At 37.5% G+C, this 19,436-nt stretch carries 18 protein-coding genes; 6 read left to right on the top strand and 12 right to left on the bottom strand.

Going from position 1 to position 19,436, the window contains the following annotated elements:
* Positions 1-162: 162 nt before the first annotated feature.
* Positions 163-1,392, top strand: a complete 1,230-nt coding sequence (gene ilvA / locus MLOOGBEN_RS09125) for a threonine ammonia-lyase (RefSeq protein ID WP_179157952.1) — start codon at positions 163-165, stop codon at positions 1,390-1,392.
* A gap of 85 nt (positions 1,393-1,477) precedes the next feature.
* On the opposite strand, the gene MLOOGBEN_RS09120 is transcribed toward ilvA, so the two are convergent.
* The 5 genes from MLOOGBEN_RS09120 to MLOOGBEN_RS09100 form a co-directional block, all read right to left on the bottom strand.
* Positions 1,478-2,407 carry an ABC transporter ATP-binding protein gene (locus tag MLOOGBEN_RS09120; RefSeq protein ID WP_179157951.1) on the bottom strand — a complete coding sequence of 310 codons (930 nt, stop codon included), beginning with the start codon at positions 2,405-2,407 and terminating at the stop codon, positions 1,478-1,480.
* Positions 2,404-3,459, bottom strand: a complete 1,056-nt coding sequence (locus MLOOGBEN_RS09115) for an ABC transporter ATP-binding protein (RefSeq protein WP_179157950.1) — start codon at positions 3,457-3,459, stop codon at positions 2,404-2,406. Before MLOOGBEN_RS09115 ends, MLOOGBEN_RS09120 begins: the two co-directional genes overlap by 4 nt.
* Before the next feature lie 19 nt (positions 3,460-3,478).
* Positions 3,479-4,633, bottom strand: coding sequence for an oligopeptide ABC transporter permease (gene opp3C, locus MLOOGBEN_RS09110; protein WP_179157949.1), 1,155 nt, complete (start codon positions 4,631-4,633; stop codon positions 3,479-3,481).
* A gap of 5 nt (positions 4,634-4,638) precedes the next feature.
* The gene (opp3b, locus tag MLOOGBEN_RS09105) at positions 4,639-5,565 is read right to left on the bottom strand and encodes an oligopeptide ABC transporter permease (RefSeq protein ID WP_095247424.1); all 927 of its coding nucleotides are present in this window, start codon (positions 5,563-5,565) and stop codon (positions 4,639-4,641) included.
* A 167-nt stretch (positions 5,566-5,732) separates the two neighbouring features.
* On the bottom strand, positions 5,733-7,403 hold the full coding sequence (locus MLOOGBEN_RS09100) for a peptide ABC transporter substrate-binding protein (RefSeq protein WP_179157948.1): 1,671 nt from the start codon (positions 7,401-7,403) through the stop codon (positions 5,733-5,735).
* A 339-nt stretch (positions 7,404-7,742) separates the two neighbouring features.
* Here MLOOGBEN_RS09100 and MLOOGBEN_RS09095 point away from each other — a divergent pair, with 339 nt between their 5' ends.
* Positions 7,743-8,108, top strand: coding sequence for a DUF3899 domain-containing protein (locus MLOOGBEN_RS09095; RefSeq protein WP_179157947.1), 366 nt, complete (start codon positions 7,743-7,745; stop codon positions 8,106-8,108).
* 83 nt (positions 8,109-8,191) lie between these two features.
* A complete protein-coding gene (locus MLOOGBEN_RS09090; protein WP_368737773.1) occupies positions 8,192-8,503 on the top strand; it encodes a VOC family protein in 312 nt (103 codons plus the stop codon).
* A 58-nt stretch (positions 8,504-8,561) separates the two neighbouring features.
* Here MLOOGBEN_RS09090 and MLOOGBEN_RS09085 read toward each other — a convergent pair whose 3' ends face one another.
* The gene (locus MLOOGBEN_RS09085; protein ID WP_179157946.1) at positions 8,562-8,699 is read right to left on the bottom strand and encodes a YrzI family small protein; all 138 of its coding nucleotides are present in this window, start codon (positions 8,697-8,699) and stop codon (positions 8,562-8,564) included.
* A 167-nt stretch (positions 8,700-8,866) separates the two neighbouring features.
* Here MLOOGBEN_RS09085 and MLOOGBEN_RS09080 point away from each other — a divergent pair, with 167 nt between their 5' ends.
* From MLOOGBEN_RS09080 to MLOOGBEN_RS09070, 3 genes are all read left to right on the top strand, one after another.
* Positions 8,867-9,565 (top strand): peptidoglycan recognition protein family protein, encoded by a 699-nt coding sequence (locus MLOOGBEN_RS09080; protein ID WP_179157945.1) that lies wholly within the window; start codon positions 8,867-8,869, stop codon positions 9,563-9,565.
* A gap of 136 nt (positions 9,566-9,701) precedes the next feature.
* The gene (locus MLOOGBEN_RS09075) at positions 9,702-10,106 is read left to right on the top strand and encodes a cupredoxin domain-containing protein (RefSeq protein ID WP_179157944.1); all 405 of its coding nucleotides are present in this window, start codon (positions 9,702-9,704) and stop codon (positions 10,104-10,106) included.
* Positions 10,107-10,295: 189 nt separating this feature from the next.
* On the top strand, positions 10,296-11,960 hold the full coding sequence (locus MLOOGBEN_RS09070) for a peptide ABC transporter substrate-binding protein (RefSeq protein WP_179157943.1): 1,665 nt from the start codon (positions 10,296-10,298) through the stop codon (positions 11,958-11,960).
* Positions 11,961-12,197: 237 nt separating this feature from the next.
* Here MLOOGBEN_RS09070 and phaC read toward each other — a convergent pair whose 3' ends face one another.
* From phaC to MLOOGBEN_RS09040, 6 genes are all read right to left on the bottom strand, one after another.
* Complete coding sequence (gene phaC / locus MLOOGBEN_RS09065; protein WP_179157942.1) at positions 12,198-13,274, bottom strand: class III poly(R)-hydroxyalkanoic acid synthase subunit PhaC; 1,077 nt, start codon at positions 13,272-13,274, stop codon at positions 12,198-12,200.
* Positions 13,275-13,354: 80 nt separating this feature from the next.
* The gene (locus MLOOGBEN_RS09060; RefSeq protein ID WP_179157941.1) at positions 13,355-14,098 is read right to left on the bottom strand and encodes a 3-oxoacyl-ACP reductase; all 744 of its coding nucleotides are present in this window, start codon (positions 14,096-14,098) and stop codon (positions 13,355-13,357) included.
* A 51-nt stretch (positions 14,099-14,149) separates the two neighbouring features.
* Positions 14,150-14,554 (bottom strand): polyhydroxyalkanoic acid synthase subunit PhaR, encoded by a 405-nt coding sequence (locus MLOOGBEN_RS09055; protein WP_179157940.1) that lies wholly within the window; start codon positions 14,552-14,554, stop codon positions 14,150-14,152.
* A gap of 433 nt (positions 14,555-14,987) precedes the next feature.
* A complete protein-coding gene (locus MLOOGBEN_RS09050) occupies positions 14,988-17,561 on the bottom strand; it encodes a lipocalin-like domain-containing protein (protein WP_179157939.1) in 2,574 nt (857 codons plus the stop codon).
* 280 nt (positions 17,562-17,841) lie between these two features.
* The gene (locus MLOOGBEN_RS09045; RefSeq protein WP_179157938.1) at positions 17,842-18,066 is read right to left on the bottom strand and encodes a hexameric tyrosine-coordinated heme protein; all 225 of its coding nucleotides are present in this window, start codon (positions 18,064-18,066) and stop codon (positions 17,842-17,844) included.
* A 148-nt stretch (positions 18,067-18,214) separates the two neighbouring features.
* Positions 18,215-18,850, bottom strand: coding sequence for a YczE/YyaS/YitT family protein (locus MLOOGBEN_RS09040; RefSeq protein WP_179157937.1), 636 nt, complete (start codon positions 18,848-18,850; stop codon positions 18,215-18,217).
* Between the last annotated feature and the right edge of the window lie 586 nt (positions 18,851-19,436).

Below are 19,436 nucleotides of genomic sequence, written 5' to 3'. Positions count from 1 at the left end.
TCTAAAGCTCCGATTTTACTTGTTTTTCCAATACTTCTTTTTACCTAAAAAGGAATATTCATTTCATTTTTCACTCTGACAAAAGTACTGAGTCTTTATAGGAGAATTATTTCCCGGAAATATTTCATAGTTTATTTTCAACAGCACATCCTAAGGAAAAGTATGACAACAGGAGGAAGAAATGTGAATGTAGATGACATAATTATTGCACGAGAGAAGATGAAAGGAGTTGTCCATACGACGCCGTTGGACTATTCGAAAACCTTTAGTCAGCTGTCTCATAACGAGGTATATCTAAAGCTTGAGAACCTTCAAAAAACGGGTTCCTTTAAAGCTAGAGGCTCTTATAATAAGTTAATATCCCTTTCACAGGAGGAGCTGCAAAAAGGGGTTGTGGCGGCCTCTGCGGGCAACCATGCGCAAGGAGTAGCTTACTCTAGTCAAATGCTTGGCATTAACTGTACGATTGTCATGCCAAAGGGTGCACCCCTTAGTAAGGTGTTAGCTACCAAGCAATATGGTGCAGAGGTACTTTTAGAGGGAGCTACATTTGATGATGCACTAGCCTTTGCTTTAGAGCTTAAAGAGCAAAGGGACGCTACCTTTATCCATGCCTTTGATGATGATGCCATCATCGCTGGACAAGGAACGGTTGGGTTGGAGATACTCGATCAGCTTCCCGATGTAGAAGCTATTATTTGCCCCGTAGGAGGCGGCGGGCTGATTGCAGGAGTTGCAATGGCAGTGAAGGAGAAAAACCCTCATATCGCTGTGTATGGCGTCCAGACACTGGCCTGTCCTAGTATGAAACAGTCATTACTTGAAAACAAACCGGTTATGGTAGAATCAACACCCACGATGGCAGATGGAATCGCTGTTAAAAAGCCTGGACTGAGATCCTTTGACATCGTCCAAAAATATGTCGATGATATTTATTGTGTCGATGAGATGGAAATTGCTAGAACGATGCTAATGGTTTTAGAAAGAAATAAGTTGTTAGTGGAAGGGTCAGGTGCTTGTTCCCTCTCAGCCCTACTATATGAAAAAGTAAAGTTGAAAGAAAAGAAGGTTGTGGCCGTTTTAAGCGGCGGAAATGTTGATATGAATTTTATTTCAAGGGTCATCGAACGAGGATTAGTGGAATCAGGACGGTATGCTGTTTTTACAATCACCTTAAAGGACAAACCTGGAGAACTTCAAAAGGTGCTAAGTGCTCTAACCGATTTAGATGCTAATATTCAATCCGTAAATCTCAATCACATGGGCAAGAATATTTATCCAGGTTATGCTGGTCTGGAAATTTCCGTAGAAACAAAGAATAAAGAACATATCGACATGCTATATAAAGTCCTTAAAGAAAAAAACTACATAGTAGAAATGAATCATTTTTAATTCCATAAGAATTTCACACAAAAAATCCTTACTTTTTTATAAGTAAGGATTTTTTAGCAGAAGTATTCTCATGGTTCTATTAATTTTACTTTTGCTCATTTTGGTATCTTTCAAATTCCTTTGCTGTACAACGTACGAAGTGTCCTGGAACAACTTCTCTAAGTTCAAACTCACCATTTGCATCATGTACAGCAGGATCATAACTAATACGCTTACGAGCACGCTCATACCTTGGATCCGGCAACGGAATCGCTGATAACAATGATTTTGTATAAGGATGAATAGGATTATTATATAATTCATCACTATCAGCTAGTTCAACTAGATTACCCATATACATAACGCCAATACGGTCAGAGATATATTTAACCATTGAAAGGTCATGGGCAATAAACAAGTACGTTAATCCACGTTCTTTTTGCAGTTTCTTAAGCAGATTAACTACCTGTGCTTGAATGGATACATCCAATGCAGAGATAGGTTCATCGGCAATTATAAACTCAGGGTCAACAGCAAGCGCTCTAGCAATACCAATACGCTGTCTTTGACCGCCGCTAAATTCATGTGGAAAACGAGTAGCGTGCTCTTTATTTAAACCAACCGATTCTAATAATTCTTCAACCTTTTGCTTTCGTTCAGCCTCATTCTTTACGAGCTTATGAACGTCTAGTCCCTCCGCAATAATATCCAAAACGGTCATACGTGGATTTAAGGAAGAAGAAGGGTCCTGGAAAATCATTTGCATTTTGCGGTTAAATTTAAGCAGTTCAGATTTATTTTTCTTCCCGTGAACATCTTCGCCGTTAAATTTAACTTCTCCACCAGTAGCGTCATATAGTCGGATAATGGTTCTGCCTGTTGTAGACTTTCCACATCCAGACTCACCTACTAATCCAAACGTTTCTCCTTTGAAGATATCAAAGCTAACGCCATCAACAGCCTTGATTGTATTCTTTTTACCAACGGCAAAATGTTTTTGTAAATTTTTTACTTCAAGTAACTTTTCTCTTGTCACCGTTTTCCACCGCCCTTAGTACCTGTTTGAGCAAAACCTTGCATCCTGTGCTTAACGGCATCAGGCGGCTCAATTTTCGGCGCATCTGGATGCAGCAGCCAGGTTGCCGCATAATGTGTGTCTGAAACCTTAAACATAGGCGGTTCCATTACTGTATCAATTTCTAAAGCAAATTGATTTCTTGGAGCAAACGCATCTCCTACAGGAGGGGTAAGCATGTTTGGCGGGCTTCCAGGAATAGCAAAAAGCTCTTCATCTGAACTATCCAATGTTGGCATAGAGCCTATCAATCCCCAAGTATACGGGTGCTTTGGATTGTAGAAAATATCATCTACTGTCCCAATTTCAACGATTTTTCCAGCATACATGACGGCAACACGGTCTGCAACGTTTGCTACAACACCAAGGTCATGCGTGATAAAAATAATCGCACTATCGGTTTTTTGTTGAATACTCTTCATCAATTCTAAGATTTGAGCTTGAATCGTTACGTCAAGAGCTGTAGTTGGTTCATCTGCAATTAAGATTTTCGGATTACATGCTAATGCAATCGCTACTACCACACGTTGACGCATACCGCCAGAGAATTGGTGAGGATATTGATTAATACGAACATCCGGTCTTGGAATACCAACTAGAGTTAGAAGTTCAAGAGCCGTTTTTCTAGCCTCTGTTTTGCTCATATTCTGGTGCTTCATCAAACCTTCCATGATTTGATAACCAATTTTCATAGTCGGGTTAAGAGACGACATTGGATCTTGGAAGACCATAGAGATATCTTTACCACGAATCTTTTGCATTTCTTTGCTTGTTTTTTTAGCAAGGTCTACTCCCTCGAGAAGGATTTGACCTTCTTTAATAAAGCCATGCGGCTCTGGAAGAAGTCTCATAATCGCATTTGAGGTTACTGATTTACCTGAACCAGATTCACCTACGATTGCTAATGTTTCACCTTTATTTAAATCAAAGGTAACACCTCGTACAGCATGCACTTCACCATTGTAGGTGTTAAATGATACTTTTAAATCTTTGACTTCCAATAATTTACTCATTTATTAAACACCTACCTTCTTATTTATGCATTTTCGGATCGAATGCATCTCTCAAACCATCACCAACGATATTAAATGCAATCATAAGAACAGATATTACAATTGCCGGGAACACAAGCATGTATGGATAAAGTCTGAGGTTATCAAACCCAAGGTCAATTAAAGAACCAAGTGAAGCATCTGGAGGAACAATACCTAATCCGATAAAGCTTAAGAATGCTTCAAAAAAGATTGCGCCTGGAACAGAAAACATTGTGTTAATAATGATAATACCACTGATATTTGGAACCAAGTGTTTTCTAATAATAGTACCGTTAGATGTTCCTAAAGTTCTTGAAGCTAAAACAAACTCTTGATTTTTCAACTTTAGTACTTCACCACGGACAATCCGGGACATACCAATCCAGCCTGTTATTGACAAAGCAATAACAATCGATATAATACCTGGTTTAAGAACAAGCATCATTAAGAGGATAATGACCAAGTTAGGAATACCAACTAAAATCTCGGCAATTCGCTGCATGATATTATCAACTCTGCCACCATAAAATGCAGAAATCCCACCATAAGAAACTCCAATGGCAAGGTCAAGAAGTGCAGCAACAAAAGCGATAATTAATGAAACCCTTGTCCCTTCCCAAAGCCTTGTCCATTGGTCACGTCCTAAGGCATCACTGCCAAACCAGAAATAGGTGTCTTTCATATCTTTCGCTTCATAAATACGATAGGTAGCTTTCACTTCAGCAGAATTTCTAGTGCCGTCACCTTTATTAATGACTTCAAGATCAATAAACTCTTCTTTATTATCAAATCTTGCATTTGCCTTGGCCGTTGCCTGCTGAACATCTTTACCTTGGAACGTTCCAGATAAAGTACCATTCATACCAAGCCAAGAGACATTCTCCAAAGCCGGTACACGTGGAGGCATTTTTGCCCTGTTTAAATCCTGTTCATCGGAACCATAATTGTTCATCCACGGACCAACAATACTCATGATGATAATAAACAGGATAAGAATCATGCTGAAAACAGCAGGTTTATTATTGAAAAGGGTTCTTTTCGCATCCTGAAAAAACGTTCTGCTGGGAGCTGAAATTTTTTCGCTCGTATCCTCTTTACGAACAAGAGGGACAAATAAATCTTTTGGTATATTATTTAGGTTATTTTTATCCATTTTACTTATTTCCCCCCTGCTAGTCTTATCCTAGGATCAATTAATCCGTATAGGAGGTCAATGATTAAGATAATCACAATAAAGCCAAATGCAAATAACAATGTTGTACCCATAATGGTTGGGTAGTCATTTACCATTACAGATGTAACGAATTGCTCACCAATACCAGGAATCGCAAAAATTTGCTCAATAACCATTGAGCCTGTCATCAAACCAACTGCCATTGGACCCAATACTGTAATTAACGGGATAAGTGCATTACGCAATCCATGTTTTAAAATAATTCCAGATTCAGCAACACCTTTAGCACGTGCAGTTATGATGTAATTAGAATGTAACACTTCTACCATTTCTGTTCTTGTAAAACGAGCAGCTGTTGCCATCGGGTGAATGGCCAAAGCGATCGTTGGCAAAATGGTATGTGCAGGTGTACCCCAAAGAGCAACCGGGAACCAGCCTAATTTTACTGCAAAAACATATTGTAATAATCCTGCAAATACAAACGAAGGTATCGAGGTTCCGATAACCGCAATGATTGTGGATGAAAAGTCAATCGGACTATTTCGGAAGATTGAGGCCATTAATCCAAGGAATATTCCCAAGATAGAGCCTATCACTAATGCCTGAAAACCTAATAGTGCAGATGGCCCGATTCTATCAAACAAGATTGTTGTTACCGGTGTATTATCAAATTTAAAGGATACACCCAAATCACCTTTTACAAGTCCGCCAAGATATTTGGCATACTGAACAGGTATTGGATCATTCAATCCATACTTTTCTAAAATAATTTCTTTTTGTTCTTCAGTCAATTTATCTTCTGCCTGTAACGGGCTCCCCGGCAAGATTTTCATAAGAAAGAACGAGAATGTCGCAATAATAAATAGTGTTATTAGCATATACCATACGCGACGAAGTAAATATCGAGTCATGTTTGCACCTCCTAAATTTCTCTTTATTATATGTTATATCTAGTCGATTATAAATTTTTGTTATAATCGGAATATTCAGGTCCAAACAGGAGAAAAGAGAGTATATGCCTTAAAAGCATACACTCTCTTCAATTTTTCATAATAGCAATTATACTATTTTTTGCTGATTATTCTTCAGCACCAACGCTAGCCCACTTGTATTCGTAAGTTGCTCCGAATTGGTTTGTAAACACACCTTGTATTTTCGGAGATACTAACAAAGCGCCTGCTCTTTGATATACAGGAGCAATTGCTGCATCTTCAAATAAAACTTTTTCTGCTTTTAAGAAGTTTTCATAACGTGCATCTGGATCTTGAGCTAAAGTTGTTGCAGTTTCATTTATTAACTTATCATATTCTGGGTTAGAATAGCCCATTTGGTTATTACCGCCGCCAGTTAACCAAAGATTCATAAAGGTATATGGATCAAGGAAGTCTGGTCCCCATCCAGCAAACTGCATGTCATAATCCATAGCAGTATCTAATTCTAAACGCTGTTCAAATGGTACTTCTTTTAAAGTAACTTTTAAACCAGGAAGGTTAGTTGATAACTGGTTTGCAAGATATTGGTTCATCATTTTAGAAACATCGTTGTCGCCGCCAAGGAATTCAATTTCAACTGTATCAGTTCCTAATTCAGTTTTAGCTTGTTCCCAGAACTTTTGTGCTTCTTTAACGTCAAATTCCACAAGGTCTCCACTAACTTCGCGGAAGTCTTTTCCGTCAGGAGTTGCAACGAAATCTTTTGGAACTAAACCGTTAGCAACGATAGAACCGTTGTTTAAGATTTCATCTACTAATGCTTGCTTATCAAATGCTCTAGAGATAGCTTTACGTACGTTTACGTTCTTAAGAGCTGGGTTTCTTGTTTGGTTCATTTTAATATAGAATACAGAGTTATCAGGTTCAACTGTGTAATCATCATGAGTTGAGTATGTATCAACTAGGTCAGATGATAAACCAGCACGGTCAACTTCACCTTTTTCATATAAGTCAACACCTGTTTGTGCTTCTTTTACTACTACATAAGTCATTTTTTCTAACTTTACAGTTTTTGCATCCCAGTAAGTTTCGTTCTTAACTAATTCCCACTCATTAGCAGTACTAGTCCAAGATGCGAACTTAAATGGTCCGTTAGCTAATAATGTATCAGCGCTAGTTGCATATGTGTCACCTTTTTCCGTTACAAACTTCTCATTTAATGGGAAGAAAGTTGGGAAGGTTGTTAAAGATTCAAAATAAGGAGTTGGATTTTCAAGTTCAACAACTAGTTTAAAATCGCCATCAGCTTTAACACCTAATTGATCTACAGGAACTTCACCTTTGTTAACAGCAGTTGCGTTTTTGATAACGCCGCCCATCATGTATGGACCATATTCAGATCCTTGCTTTGGGTCTACTGCACGACGCCAAGAAAATACGAAGTCGTTAGCTGTTACAGGGTCACCATTTTCCCATTTTGCATCTTCACGTAAAGTGAAAGTCCAAGTTTTACCGTCTGCACTTACTTCGTGCTTAGTAGCAATACCATCAGTTGGTTTTCCGCTTTCATCAAGACGGTATAAACCTTCCATAATAGCAGCAGTGAATTGGATACCGTATTCATCTGTTACCATACCAGGGTCCATTGAAGGAATTGTATCCCCATTAATAAAGTGTAATACTTGTTCAACTTCTGGCGCATCATCAGCTGGTTTTTTGCCATCATCAGCTGTATTCTTGTCGCCGCCTGAGCAAGCTGCTAAAAACATGCTTAGCACAAGACTTAGAGCTAAAAGCCATGCATACTTTTTCTTCATAACAAAAATGACCTCCTATTGTTTTATTTTTCTGTCAATTCGCTCTTAAAAAAGAAGCTAAGGAAATCATACTATTTTTCTCCTACTCTTGTAAAGACTAAATATATAAAAGAGTCAAAAAATTATTATATCATTATAGATTACATTAACATTACAGTTGATATACCAATACTTTTCCTGAAGATGTTTGAAATAAACTTTATTCTAAAATAGGAATGCGTTTTCTTTTTTAATGCCTAAAAACAGGTAAAGTATACTTTCAAAGCGAATTGGGTTAAAATACCTTTATTCTTAATAGCATGTCTAAAATAATTTTATAAATGAAAAGGTGAAATGGAAATGTTCAAGGATAAATGGAAGTTTTTGATGATAAATATTTTATTAACCTGTTTATTCTTTCTAATTTTTGCAGCTGACTATAATCTCCTGCACTTTATTAATTCGGTATTTTATCTTTGTTTTGTTTATGTGATTGTTGTTTTGTTTATGTATACCTCAAAAGGAGGCTTTTTTGATGGTGTTACCTTCGGATTTAGAAGATTCAAAAGTATCATGTTTACGCGAAATGGTTATCTCGAAGAATATCTTGATAAACCACTTCCTTCTGAAAACTTTAATGCTTCTATCTATCAACGTCTTAAATTCCAAGCTATTTCTTTATTCGTGCTGCTTATCATTTTACTTTTCCTATACTATGCACTATAAAATAACCTGCAAGGGAGAATCTATCTATGGAAATTCAAAAGGTTGGTCAAATTGCGGTACCTGTTAAGAAACTAGATTGAGCGATACAGTTTTATAAAGAAAAACTTGAACTTCCTCATTTATTTTCTTCAAACGGATTAGCATTCTTTGACTGCAACGGTTTGCGTCTTTTACTAAGTGTTCCTGAGAAAGAAGAATTTGCTCAATCTAGTTCTATTATCTATTTTCAAGTAGAAAATATTCATGGTGCTTATGATGAATTGTTACGTAAGGAAGTTACATTTATCGACGAACCACACCTAATAGCAAAAATAGGACAATCGGAAACATGGATGGCCTTTTTTAAAGACAGTGAAGATAATACGCATGCATTAATGAGTGAATTTGACGTATAGTTATTCGCCAAAGAGACCGAAATTCAAATTCGGTCTCTTTTCTTTTGTGTAAGCTTTACTACCTGCCCATCCTATAAATATTACGATCCAAATTCTCCTGCATACGTTTTTCAACCATCTCTCTATGAATAGCTTCATCTAGTGTGACTTTACGGGGTTTTATGATTATGGTGAAAAAGAAAATATTTAAGGTCATGGTTATTTCCTCCTTCTCAAATTCAATTAGGTTCGTTTGTTATTATCGTTCTCATCTAGATAACGTTTATAAGCAGTGAAGTGTTGGGGATATTATAGGAGTTTTTTAGAGAATAATCTTATGGTTAATCTTCAAACTATACCTAAAAGGTTTGAAAGGATACCCAAATGAAAAAAAATCTTATACTTGTTATTGGAGTCATTTTTAGTTTAATGTTCCTTCCTACAGCTCCAGTCCATGCAACTGAAATTCAAGGACAACATATCCTTATGACGAGAGGGGAATTTAAGGAATGGTTATCTAACACCCAAGTTAACCGTGAAATAAAGTTAATCCAACAGCATCATACCTGGTTACCTTCCTATAAGCATTTTAATGGTTCTAATCATTTCCGCATGTTGATGGGTATGGAGAATCATCATAAAAAAACAATGGGCTGGAGTAATATAGCCCAAAACATCACCACCTTTCCAGATGGAAAAATTGCTGTTTCCAGACCACTTAACGTCATTCCTGAAGGAACAATTGGTCCCATTGCTAATTCAGTTGGAATTGCCATTGAGCATGTTGGAAACTTTGATATCGGACAGGATGTCATGACCAAGGAACAAAGGGAAACTATTCTTTACATTAATGCTTTGCTTTGTATAAAGTTTGGGCTGATACCCTCCATTGACAGTATTACGTATCACCATTGGTGGCACCTAAAAACGAAGGAAAGAGTCTTAGATGCCACAGCTAGTTATAATGTTAAATCCTGTCCTGGCACCGGTTTTTTTGGCGGTAATTCCACAAATAGTGCTAAGAGTAACTTTTATCCACTAATCTCAGATAAAATAGAAGAAATTGTAGAATCTGGGCAATAATTTCTAATTCGTCTTTTCAAATATGTTTCTCTTTCCTCATAAAACATTCATTTTCTTGACCTATGTCAAGGAAATGAATGGCATAATACCTTAAATTAAAATAGTAAAAACAAAGAGGAAAAGGAGACTACATATTATGAAGAAGTTCAGATTATTATTATTAATGGGTGCAATCCTATTTGGCTTGGCAGCTTGTGGAGGAGCAGATGAAGAGGCAGCTCCAAAGGAAGAGGCAGAAACAGTTGATACAGCAGCATCTGCATCAGATGCAGAAGAATTCACAATCACGGCAACGAACTGGGATTTCTCTTCTGATAAAGAATTGACGATCAAAAAAGGTACGAAGGTTAAAATTAACTTAGTAAATGAAGAAGGCATGCATACTATTAGTAATGAGGACTTAGGAATTGACCTCAAAGCTGACACTCCATCTGAGTTTACTGCAGAAACAACAGGTGAATATGAATTAATTTGTTCTACTATTTGTGGTGCTACCGAAGACCATGAAGCAATGAAAATCTCACTAAAAATTATAGACTAATATGAAAAGGTCCTGATTTTCAGGGCTTTTTTTGTTTTTCTACTATTCTATGTCTAATAAGTTCACTACCTAAATTATCCAACAATACTTTACAAGAAAACAAGTTAATGAGTATAATCATTCTTAGAGTCTCAATTTTCTGTAGATAGATAATATTCAGAATCAAACACAATTTAGGGGGAAAAACGAATGAAGGTCAAACATTGGTTATTGCTTTTAACATTTGGATTATTGCTAAGTGTACTAGCAGCGTGTTCCGGAGATGAGTCAAAGGAACCAGCAGGTACAGATGCTAAGGAGGAGGAAAAGGGAGAAAAAGTACTTAGCTTTTTAAACCCAGAAGCCATTCCTTCGATGGACCCTTCTTTAGCTACGGATGAGTCTTCCTTTATCTACTTAGCTGCAACATTAGAGGGTCTTTACCGATTAGATGAAAAAACACAACCATCTCCAGGGATTGCTACCAAGCATGAAGTTAGTACTGATGGTTTAACTTGGACCTTTACGTTACGTGAAGACGCTAAATGGTCAAATGGCGATTCAGTAACAGCTCATGATTTTGTATTTGCATGGCAGCGTGCAGTTGACCCAGCAACTGGATCTGAATATGGTCCGTATATGATGAATGGCGTCATTAAAAATGCAACAGCTGTAAGCAAAGGTGAAGCAGCAGTTGACCAGCTAGGTGTTAAAGCGGATGGCGATTATACACTTGTAGTTGAATTAGAAAACCCAACACCATACTTTGAAACATTAACAACTTTCGGGACATTCTTCCCATTAAACAAAAAGTTTGTAGAGGAGAAAGGCGATAGTTTCGCAACCAGCTCTGAAAACTTATTAGCGAATGGTCCCTACACTATTAACAATTGGACTAGTACAAGTGATACATGGGAACTTGTGAAGAATAAAGATTATTGGGATGCAAAAACAGTAAAAATGGATAAACTGACATACAAAGTTGTAAAGGATCCACAAACGGCTCTAGATTTATATGAAGAAGGTACAGTTGATCGAATGGATTTAACATCCGATTTAGTCGACCAATATTCTACAAATGATGATTATTTAGTTTCGGCTGATACATTTGTCTACTTCCTGAAGTTTAACCAAACAACATCAGATGCTTTAGCAAATAAGAATATCCGTGCTGCACTCAGCAGAGCTTTTGACAAAGAAGGCTTAGTAAATGAGATCCTTAACAACGGATCAATCGTTGCAAATGGACTTGTTCCAACTGATTTTACTCCAATGCCTGGAACAGGTGAGGATTTCCGAAAGGTGAGCGGAGACCTTGTTACCTATGACCTTGAAGCAGCGAAAGAATTCTGGGCAAAAGGATTAGCCGAGTTAGGTACAGATTCAGTGGTACTTGAGTTCTTAGCTGATGATGACAAGACAACAAAATTATTAGTTGAATATGTTGCAAACCAGCTTTCAACCAATCTTGAAGGATTAAAAGTGAACATTAAACAAGTACCAAAAGAACAGCGTCTTGATTTAGATACTGCTATGGATTATGAGCTGCAGCTTTCTAGATGGGGCCCTGACTTCCTTGATCCATTTACATTCATGAACTTATGGGTTACGGATGGCGGAAACAATATGACTGGATATTCTAGTGCAGAATATGACAGATTAGTTACTGAAACAGCTACAAAATTTGCTACAGATAATGAAGCGCGTTATAAGAACTTCTTAGATGCTGAAAAAGTGCTATTTGAAGATGCAGCAATTGCTCCTGTTTACCAAGCTTCTCGTGCACAATTGATTTCTCCAAGAGTTCAAGGTGTGTTTGTGAACCCATTCGGTGCAACATACGAATATAAATGGGCAGACGTAGGCGAGGAGTAAAAAATTTATAGTAAAAGGGAGAAATGCCAATTTGGTATTTCTCCCTTTTTTTATTACGATATTTATTTGATGCAATATCGTTTGTTTGTTGCAATTCAAGAAACTATCCTAATTGAACATTCAGGATTGTCTATTGTCTGAAAATTTAATATAATTATCTTTACCACTATCTCTATATTGTTTTGATAAAAAAAAGTGCCCCAAATGATTAATCTGGGACACTTCCTATTAGAATATTTAGTTGGATCGTTCTTCCAGCCAGTCAGCAATGGTTGGATAGGTTATTTTTGTAGCTTGACTGCCAAATGTAATCGATGTGTGACCCACTGGCAAACATTTATATTCTTTATCTTCACTAGATATAGCATTCATCAATGCTTCCACTTGGTGCGGCTGGGCGATAAGGTCGTTTTTACCAGATAAATTGAGCACGTTAGCCGTAATATTTTCAAGGTTAACCTTCTTACCACGAATAACCATTTCTCCTTTTATCAGTTTGTTTTGCTGATAAAAGTCTCTAATCCACTGACGGTAAGCTTCACCTGGGAACTGAATTCCGTCGTTTAACCATTTTTGCAATAGCTTATAGCTCTTTATGAACTTTTCGTTATCCGCACGTTCATAAAGACTAATATATGGTCCATAGTTCGTACCCATTGGATTGATCATTTTGTTTCCAAAGTCAATCATTTCAGGTGGAATAACGCCTAGGGTATCTACAACTTTATCAATATTAAAATATCGTTCATCTAACATCGCACCATATGAGCCTGTCTTTTCAAAATCAAAAGGACTTGTCATAAAGATAAGATTCCGGATCGGTAATTCAGGGTGCATTGCTGCAAATGCAGCCGTGATTGTTCCCCCCATGCAATAACCAAGGATTGAAACTTCATCCACTTTTGATTTTCTCAGAACTTTACGAACCGCACGCGGGATATAGTCCATAATGTAATCATCGAGTTTCATATTTCGATCTTCGTAACCTGGTTCACCCCAGTCAAGCAGATAAACATCAAAACCGCGATTAACCAAATACTCTACTAAACTTCCACCCTTTGTTAAATCCAATACATAAGGTTTATTAATTAGGGCATAAACCAAAAGAAGAGGAATTTTATGTTTTTTTGGATTTTCAGAAATATAGCGATAAAGCTTCGTTTTATTTCTTGTCCATACAAGTTCTTTCGGTGTTGGCGCAACTTCCGGTTCAGCATCTGTTGTTAGCACTTGATTTGCTCTTACTGCACGTTGATACATCTCCTTGTATTGCGGAGGTGTAAATTCGAGCAGTTCATTCCAATCGTTTGGCATAAGTACGCTAATGACTGTTCACTCCTTACATGATTTATTTACTCTATCAATTTATTAATAAAGCCTGACCTTCATGACAATTACATGTAAAGTCCACCGTTAATATTTAATTGCTGACCAGTAATATAGTCACCATCTTTACATAGGAAAACAACACCACGAGCGATTTCTTCTGGTTTGCCTAAACGCTTTTGTGGTACTTTTTCAACGATTCCTGCAAGGACCTTTTCAGGAATGGCTTGGACCATTTCAGTTCCAATAAATCCTGGGCAAATCGCATTAACAGTTACGTTACTTTTAGCAAGTTCAAGAGCAAGAGATTTAGTATATCCAATTAGTCCTGCTTTTGCAGCAGCATAGTTGGTTTGTCCAAACCCGCCAGCTTGTCCAATAATAGACGAGATGTTGATGATGCGGCCTGCATCTGATTCTAGAAGATACGGTAAAGCTGCAGAAGTATTGTTGTAAACGCTGTTTAAATTAACATTGATTACTTCTCTCCAATCTTCCTCTGTTAATTTTTTAAACGTGCTGTCTCTTGTAATTCCTGCATTATTAACCAGAATATCTAATTTGCCATAATGATTGATTGTTTCTTGTACAAGATATGCTGACTCATTACTTTCCGAAACATCTGCTTGAATGGCATAAGCATCTCCGCCGAATTCATTTATTTCTGCAACGATTCTATCCGCTAATTCTTTGCGAGTATTATAGTTAATGACAACCTTCGCTCCGTTTTTAGCCAGTTCCAATGCAATTGCTGCTCCGATTCCTCTGCTGCCGCCAGTTACGATTGCTACTTTATCTCTTAATCCTGTCATCTTTATCCACCCCGTCTATAGTAGTTGTTAATAAATCTATGTAATACTTTTCTATTTCACTTTTTCTTGTGATTTTAACATGGTAAGAATTTGATTCAATTTAGTGTCCAAGCTCTTCATATCTTTCTTTATATGAGTCAATTCCGCTTTAAATGATTCCTGAACATCTTGGCTTTCCAATTTCTCTTCTAATTTTTCTTCTAAATCATCCACTTTTGCATCCACATTAACAATCAACGAAGAAATGTTCGCAATGTCATTTCGACTTGGTACATTCATAAACTCCAAGTACTTTAATGTTGATTCATCAATCATCTTTTTAAATTGAAGATTCATCTCCAAAATCTGCCCCATCCCTTCAGAAGGGAACTCCTTGCTGATTTTTTCATCAAATAATTTACTAGTTTGGGAATAATAATCCTTCCACATATCATAAAAGTTAAAGCTTTGGTCCATGTCTGTTTCCTCCTTATATCTTTCTAGACGTTTCAATCATACTAACTATATGGAAATAATTAAAGATTAAATATTGAAAATTATCGAAATATTTTTCTTCTTTTATTGACAAAATCCTCTCTTTTTCGCAAAATACCCTATAATTTCAATTGGAATGATACGTGATGTTCATCAAAATGAATTTTATAAAAATGGCTCTTTCGTAAACTTTGTTGTTTTCTGTACAAATACCAAAGGCAACTTCAGACAAGCTTGATGAAATTAAGAGGCATGGTGTCCGAACCAGAGGAGACTAAAGCAAAAAACGTAGTAACCAATAATAAAAACAACAATCTTTTGCGAAAACATCCATATAATTAAAAATCCCCTTTTGCTCTTTTATCAGCAAAAGGGGATGAACCTCAAAATTCTATTCCTGTTTTTTCAACAGTTGTTACTCTCCAGCTGGATTTTGATAAAGAGACTGAACTTCGCTTTCAGGAAGGGCTAATCCATCATATACTCGTACTTCATCCATTAATCCTTTAAAAGGAGTATCCCAGTAGTTCACACCTAAACCAAATGCTGCATTAATGGAGGTAAATACATTCGGGAAGTTGGTCCCTGTAAATTTCGCTGCACCATTAACATAAAAAACAACGTTGCCTTCTTTTACCGTTAAAGTAAGATGTGACCACTCACCTATAGTTATGGTCCGATCCGTTACCGCATCATACCACTGGTCACCATTGTGTGACCAAACCATCGTATTACCCCATCCAGTTTTAGGTACAACACTAATCCAATTATTCGCGGTTTTTGCCCCAAAGAATGAGGTTGTAAATTCAGTAATTTGATCTGGTTTTACCCATAATGATACAGAGTATGTATCACTCGTAATTAAGCCGTCAGCTAACCGCAGTCCTGAATTTCCATCGAATTTAGCTGCTTGTCCTGCAACACCTTCGGCAAATGGAATTTGTCCGCCAGTATTATCAAGACGATCTCCCGTCACGGTTGCGTCCGCCTTATTTGTCCCAGAACGATCTTTAAAACCATCATTAAAATCGTAAAAAGCCGCTAAGCCGCCTTCTGCCCTTTTGGTCACTGTAACGGTTATGGTTAATGTTTCGGTCGCATCACCTAATGTAATCTCCGCCGTTAAGTTTACCACAGCGTCTTCAGCGTCATAGCTTGGTCGTGTAACCACGCCTTCATTGGACACTGCCTCTGGATTAGAAGATTCCCAGGTGATTTGCGCTCCTCTTGTTGCTACGGTTGGCAGCGTTAAATCACTAATTACAGTAGACGGGAAACTAGTACCTAACTCTTGTTTGATCGCCTGAACTAATTCTTCATCAGAAGAGGCTTCCACATGACTTCCCCAAATGACCATTCCTTCATCTGACATTGCACTAAACGTCATCACCCACTGCTCCGATGTAGGGTCATATTGGCGGATAAATACACCATCATACGTACCTTCATTATCGATGGTTAATTCCGCCCGGTACTTGCCATACAGTTTCCATGTACCGGTTACTGCACCAGAAATAGTGTGATCACTGTTCAACTTCACCCATGTAGATTCGGTCAATTCTCCTGTAATTTCTTTTCCGTGGTTAATGAATTTATAGTCACCCGTCACATCTGCTTCTGAAACTTTCTTGATTGTTTCACCCGCATAGCGGTATGGTGTCGGCACTGGCCATTGTTCACGGTTCTTAAATGTTTGATGTACACGAACTTCATGCATTTCCCCTTGCTGCGGGAAACGAGTATGAGTCACGATAAATTCCTTGCCTAGTTCTTCGTCAATGAGGTAAGAGTTATGTCCTGGAGATAGGTAGCCTGTACCGATTCCTGTGCCCGCTTCACCAAGATCTCTTTTAAATAAGAAATTCCCAATCATTTTATTACCGATATCTTTATGATCCTTATTACTCGGGAAGTTACCTACTCCGATATCAAATGACTCTGAGAATACCGCAGGGTTTCCTTCTGCATCTACATATGGACCATCAGGACTCTCTGATCTAAACTGTCTCATCTGATAACCGCCATCAGATGCTAAACCGCCATACGTAATGTATAGACAATAATAGCCGGTTTCCTTATCATATACCGCGTACGTTCCTTCAGCCGAACGGCCGTAGCCGGAAGCAATTTTTGTACCGAAATATCTGTCTATCATTCTTCCATCTTCTGTTTTACCATCTTTACCAGGATACTTTGGCAGACCTGTTTTCTTATCCAATTCTAAAATAAAGGTCCCGCCAGACCAGGAGCCGTAAGTCATGTATAGCTTATTATTTTTAGCCTGAAGAATGTTGGCATCAATTGCATTCGTATAAAGTTTATTATTATACGCACCGCTTTCCGTAAACCACTCAGGATTTACTTCATCGATCACACCCTCTTCAATGAGATCTGCGATATTCGTATTCTCCCAGTGCTTATTCACATCACTGTTTCGATCATAAGCTTCATTGTTGGTAAAACCTGAATACATAATGGTATCTAGATATTGAAATGGCCCTTCAATGTTCTTCGACACCGCTATCCCGATTGCAGAACGGATATAAGTGGAAGACACACTATAGTAAATCATATAGGCACCCTTTGTACCATCTTCATTTACATAATGTTTATTCCAAAAAACATCTGGAGCCCAAACGGCATAGCCGCCTCTGCTGTCAGAATCATTCTCTCCAGCCCATTCAAAGGAACCAGCAAGATTTGCTGACAAATCTCCATAAACTTTATTATCTGGGGTAGTATATCCATTCGTAAATTTATCCCAATTTACTAAGTCTGTTGATTTAGCACCGTCAATGTGTGAGCCATAGACATAGTAAGTTCCTGTTTTTGGATCTTTAATGATGGAAGGGTCATGAACGGAAGCATTTCTAAACTCAAGTGGTTCCGAATTACTTGCTGCCTCGTTGCCAAACGCACTAATGGGTATTAACAACAGCAGTATTAGAAAAACAGTTATGAAACTCTTAAAAAGACCTTTCTTTTTCATCCTATCTCCTCCTATTCATTGTACGGACCAATAATGATGAAGCACTTTTTCACCTTTTTAGTCTCCTCCAATCTCTATAAAGTTGTGCATACAAGTGTAGACACCTTTTGCACAGAAACTAGCAAACTGCCGCTAATTAAACAATACTATAAAATTAAAAGATTCTCAATATTCTTCCATAAACTTGTTTGAACAAGTTTAGATATAAGATAAAGGATATGAGCGTACAAGTTAAAAAGACAAAAAAAGAACAAGGTTTGTGCCCCTTGTCCATCTTCCTTTAATTCCAATAATTATTAGCAGCACTTACTGTTTGAAAATGAGTGGCAATTACATGTGAAGCCAGTGTAAGACTGTCTGCGTTTCCCTCATATTCTGTCCTCAGTTTTTTCCTTACATCTGTAGAGGGCTGGGTATATGCTACACCTTTTCTGGCCAATAAAATGGCTAATTCAAAACCCTCCTGAGGTGTTGCTGTTTTTAAACTTGTAAGCCAATCACTCATGAACTTGAACCTCCCATTTTTACATTAAGCTTGTACCTATAAAACTTACCTTCCTCATTCTTTACAAAAAGGTGTGGAATTAGACCTAAATGAAACAAAGGCGCAGATTAAGCTCTGCGCCTTTTGATATTCACGAATGTATGACTATTTATGCTGCTAGTTTTTGGTGTTTCTTTTTAACAAGTAAATTCTTTAAAAGTGTTTTACATTGCGGTAAGGAAAAGCCTACAATTGGACCCAAGAAAAAGGCAATCATCACCGAGCCAACTCCAACTGGTCCTCCTAATGCCCAACCGAAAATGAGGACGAGAACTTCCATTCCATTACGAACCCATTGTAAACTCCAGCCGGTTTTCTCCACAATCAAAAGCATAATACTATCTCGTGGACCAGAACCCAAATCAGCGGAAACATAGAGTCCAACTCCATACCCCATTAGAATAACTCCTAAAACAAAGAATAGTAAGGCGCCAGTTAAACTATCGATACCTGGCAATAGCCACAAAAAGAAGTCTATGAATAAACCAAGTAACAGCATATTTAAAAACGCACCGATTTTAGGTAATTTTTTCGTTGCAATGGAGGAAGCGGTAAGCAATAGAAATCCTATAATGATCGACCATGTGCCAATCGTCAGCCCCAGCTTCAGAAACATCCCATAATGAAACACGTCCCAGGGACCTGCTCCTAACAATTTTCCTTCAATCGTTAAGGCAGCACCTAGCGCTAAAACAATCAGTCCAAAAACAAAAAAAGACCAGCGAAGAATCCATTCTTTTCTCATAATTTCTCCTCTAATCTCAAAATTATTTAACTAAACCACTATACCATATCCATTATAATGGAAACTATAAAAATTAAATGGAAATCCGCTTAAGTCTTGCTTACGTTGATTTTATCGAGAGATTTCATTTATGGTAAGGTTCACCGTAACGCATCAAAGTGGGGACTCTTGAATTACTAAAATCGATGCACCCAACTTAAAGTAACCAGCCAAAGTAAAATAAGCGGAGATTTGAGACTGTCGATTAATTATGCAAGTGAAATTCAGCAACTCCAATTTGATGAAATTGTGACCAAATATTTGCTTTTTTAGCTACTTTTTATAGTTTTTTATATCTATTTAGGTAGAAAATAGTTGGAATCTTCGTTTTCTAAAAGGTTAAATGAGTTAATCGACAGTCTCGATTTTCCGGTTAGTTGCAGAATGAAGCTTGTTTCGGGGTATATAAGCGGAAGTTTTCCGCTTATGCAACGCGAAATCCTCCATTTTCACGGTTTTCGAGTCCATAGGCGGAATTTCTCCGTCTATTTAAACTATTTTTGATGTTATTCGCTAACTAAGCGGAATTTCTCCGTTTATTTATCAG

The sequence above is a fragment of the Bacillus sp. EB106-08-02-XG196 genome (assembly GCF_013396335.1).
GTDB lineage: Bacteria > Bacillota > Bacilli > Bacillales > Cytobacillaceae > Neobacillus.
This window is presented reverse-complemented; position numbering and strand designations above follow the sequence as displayed.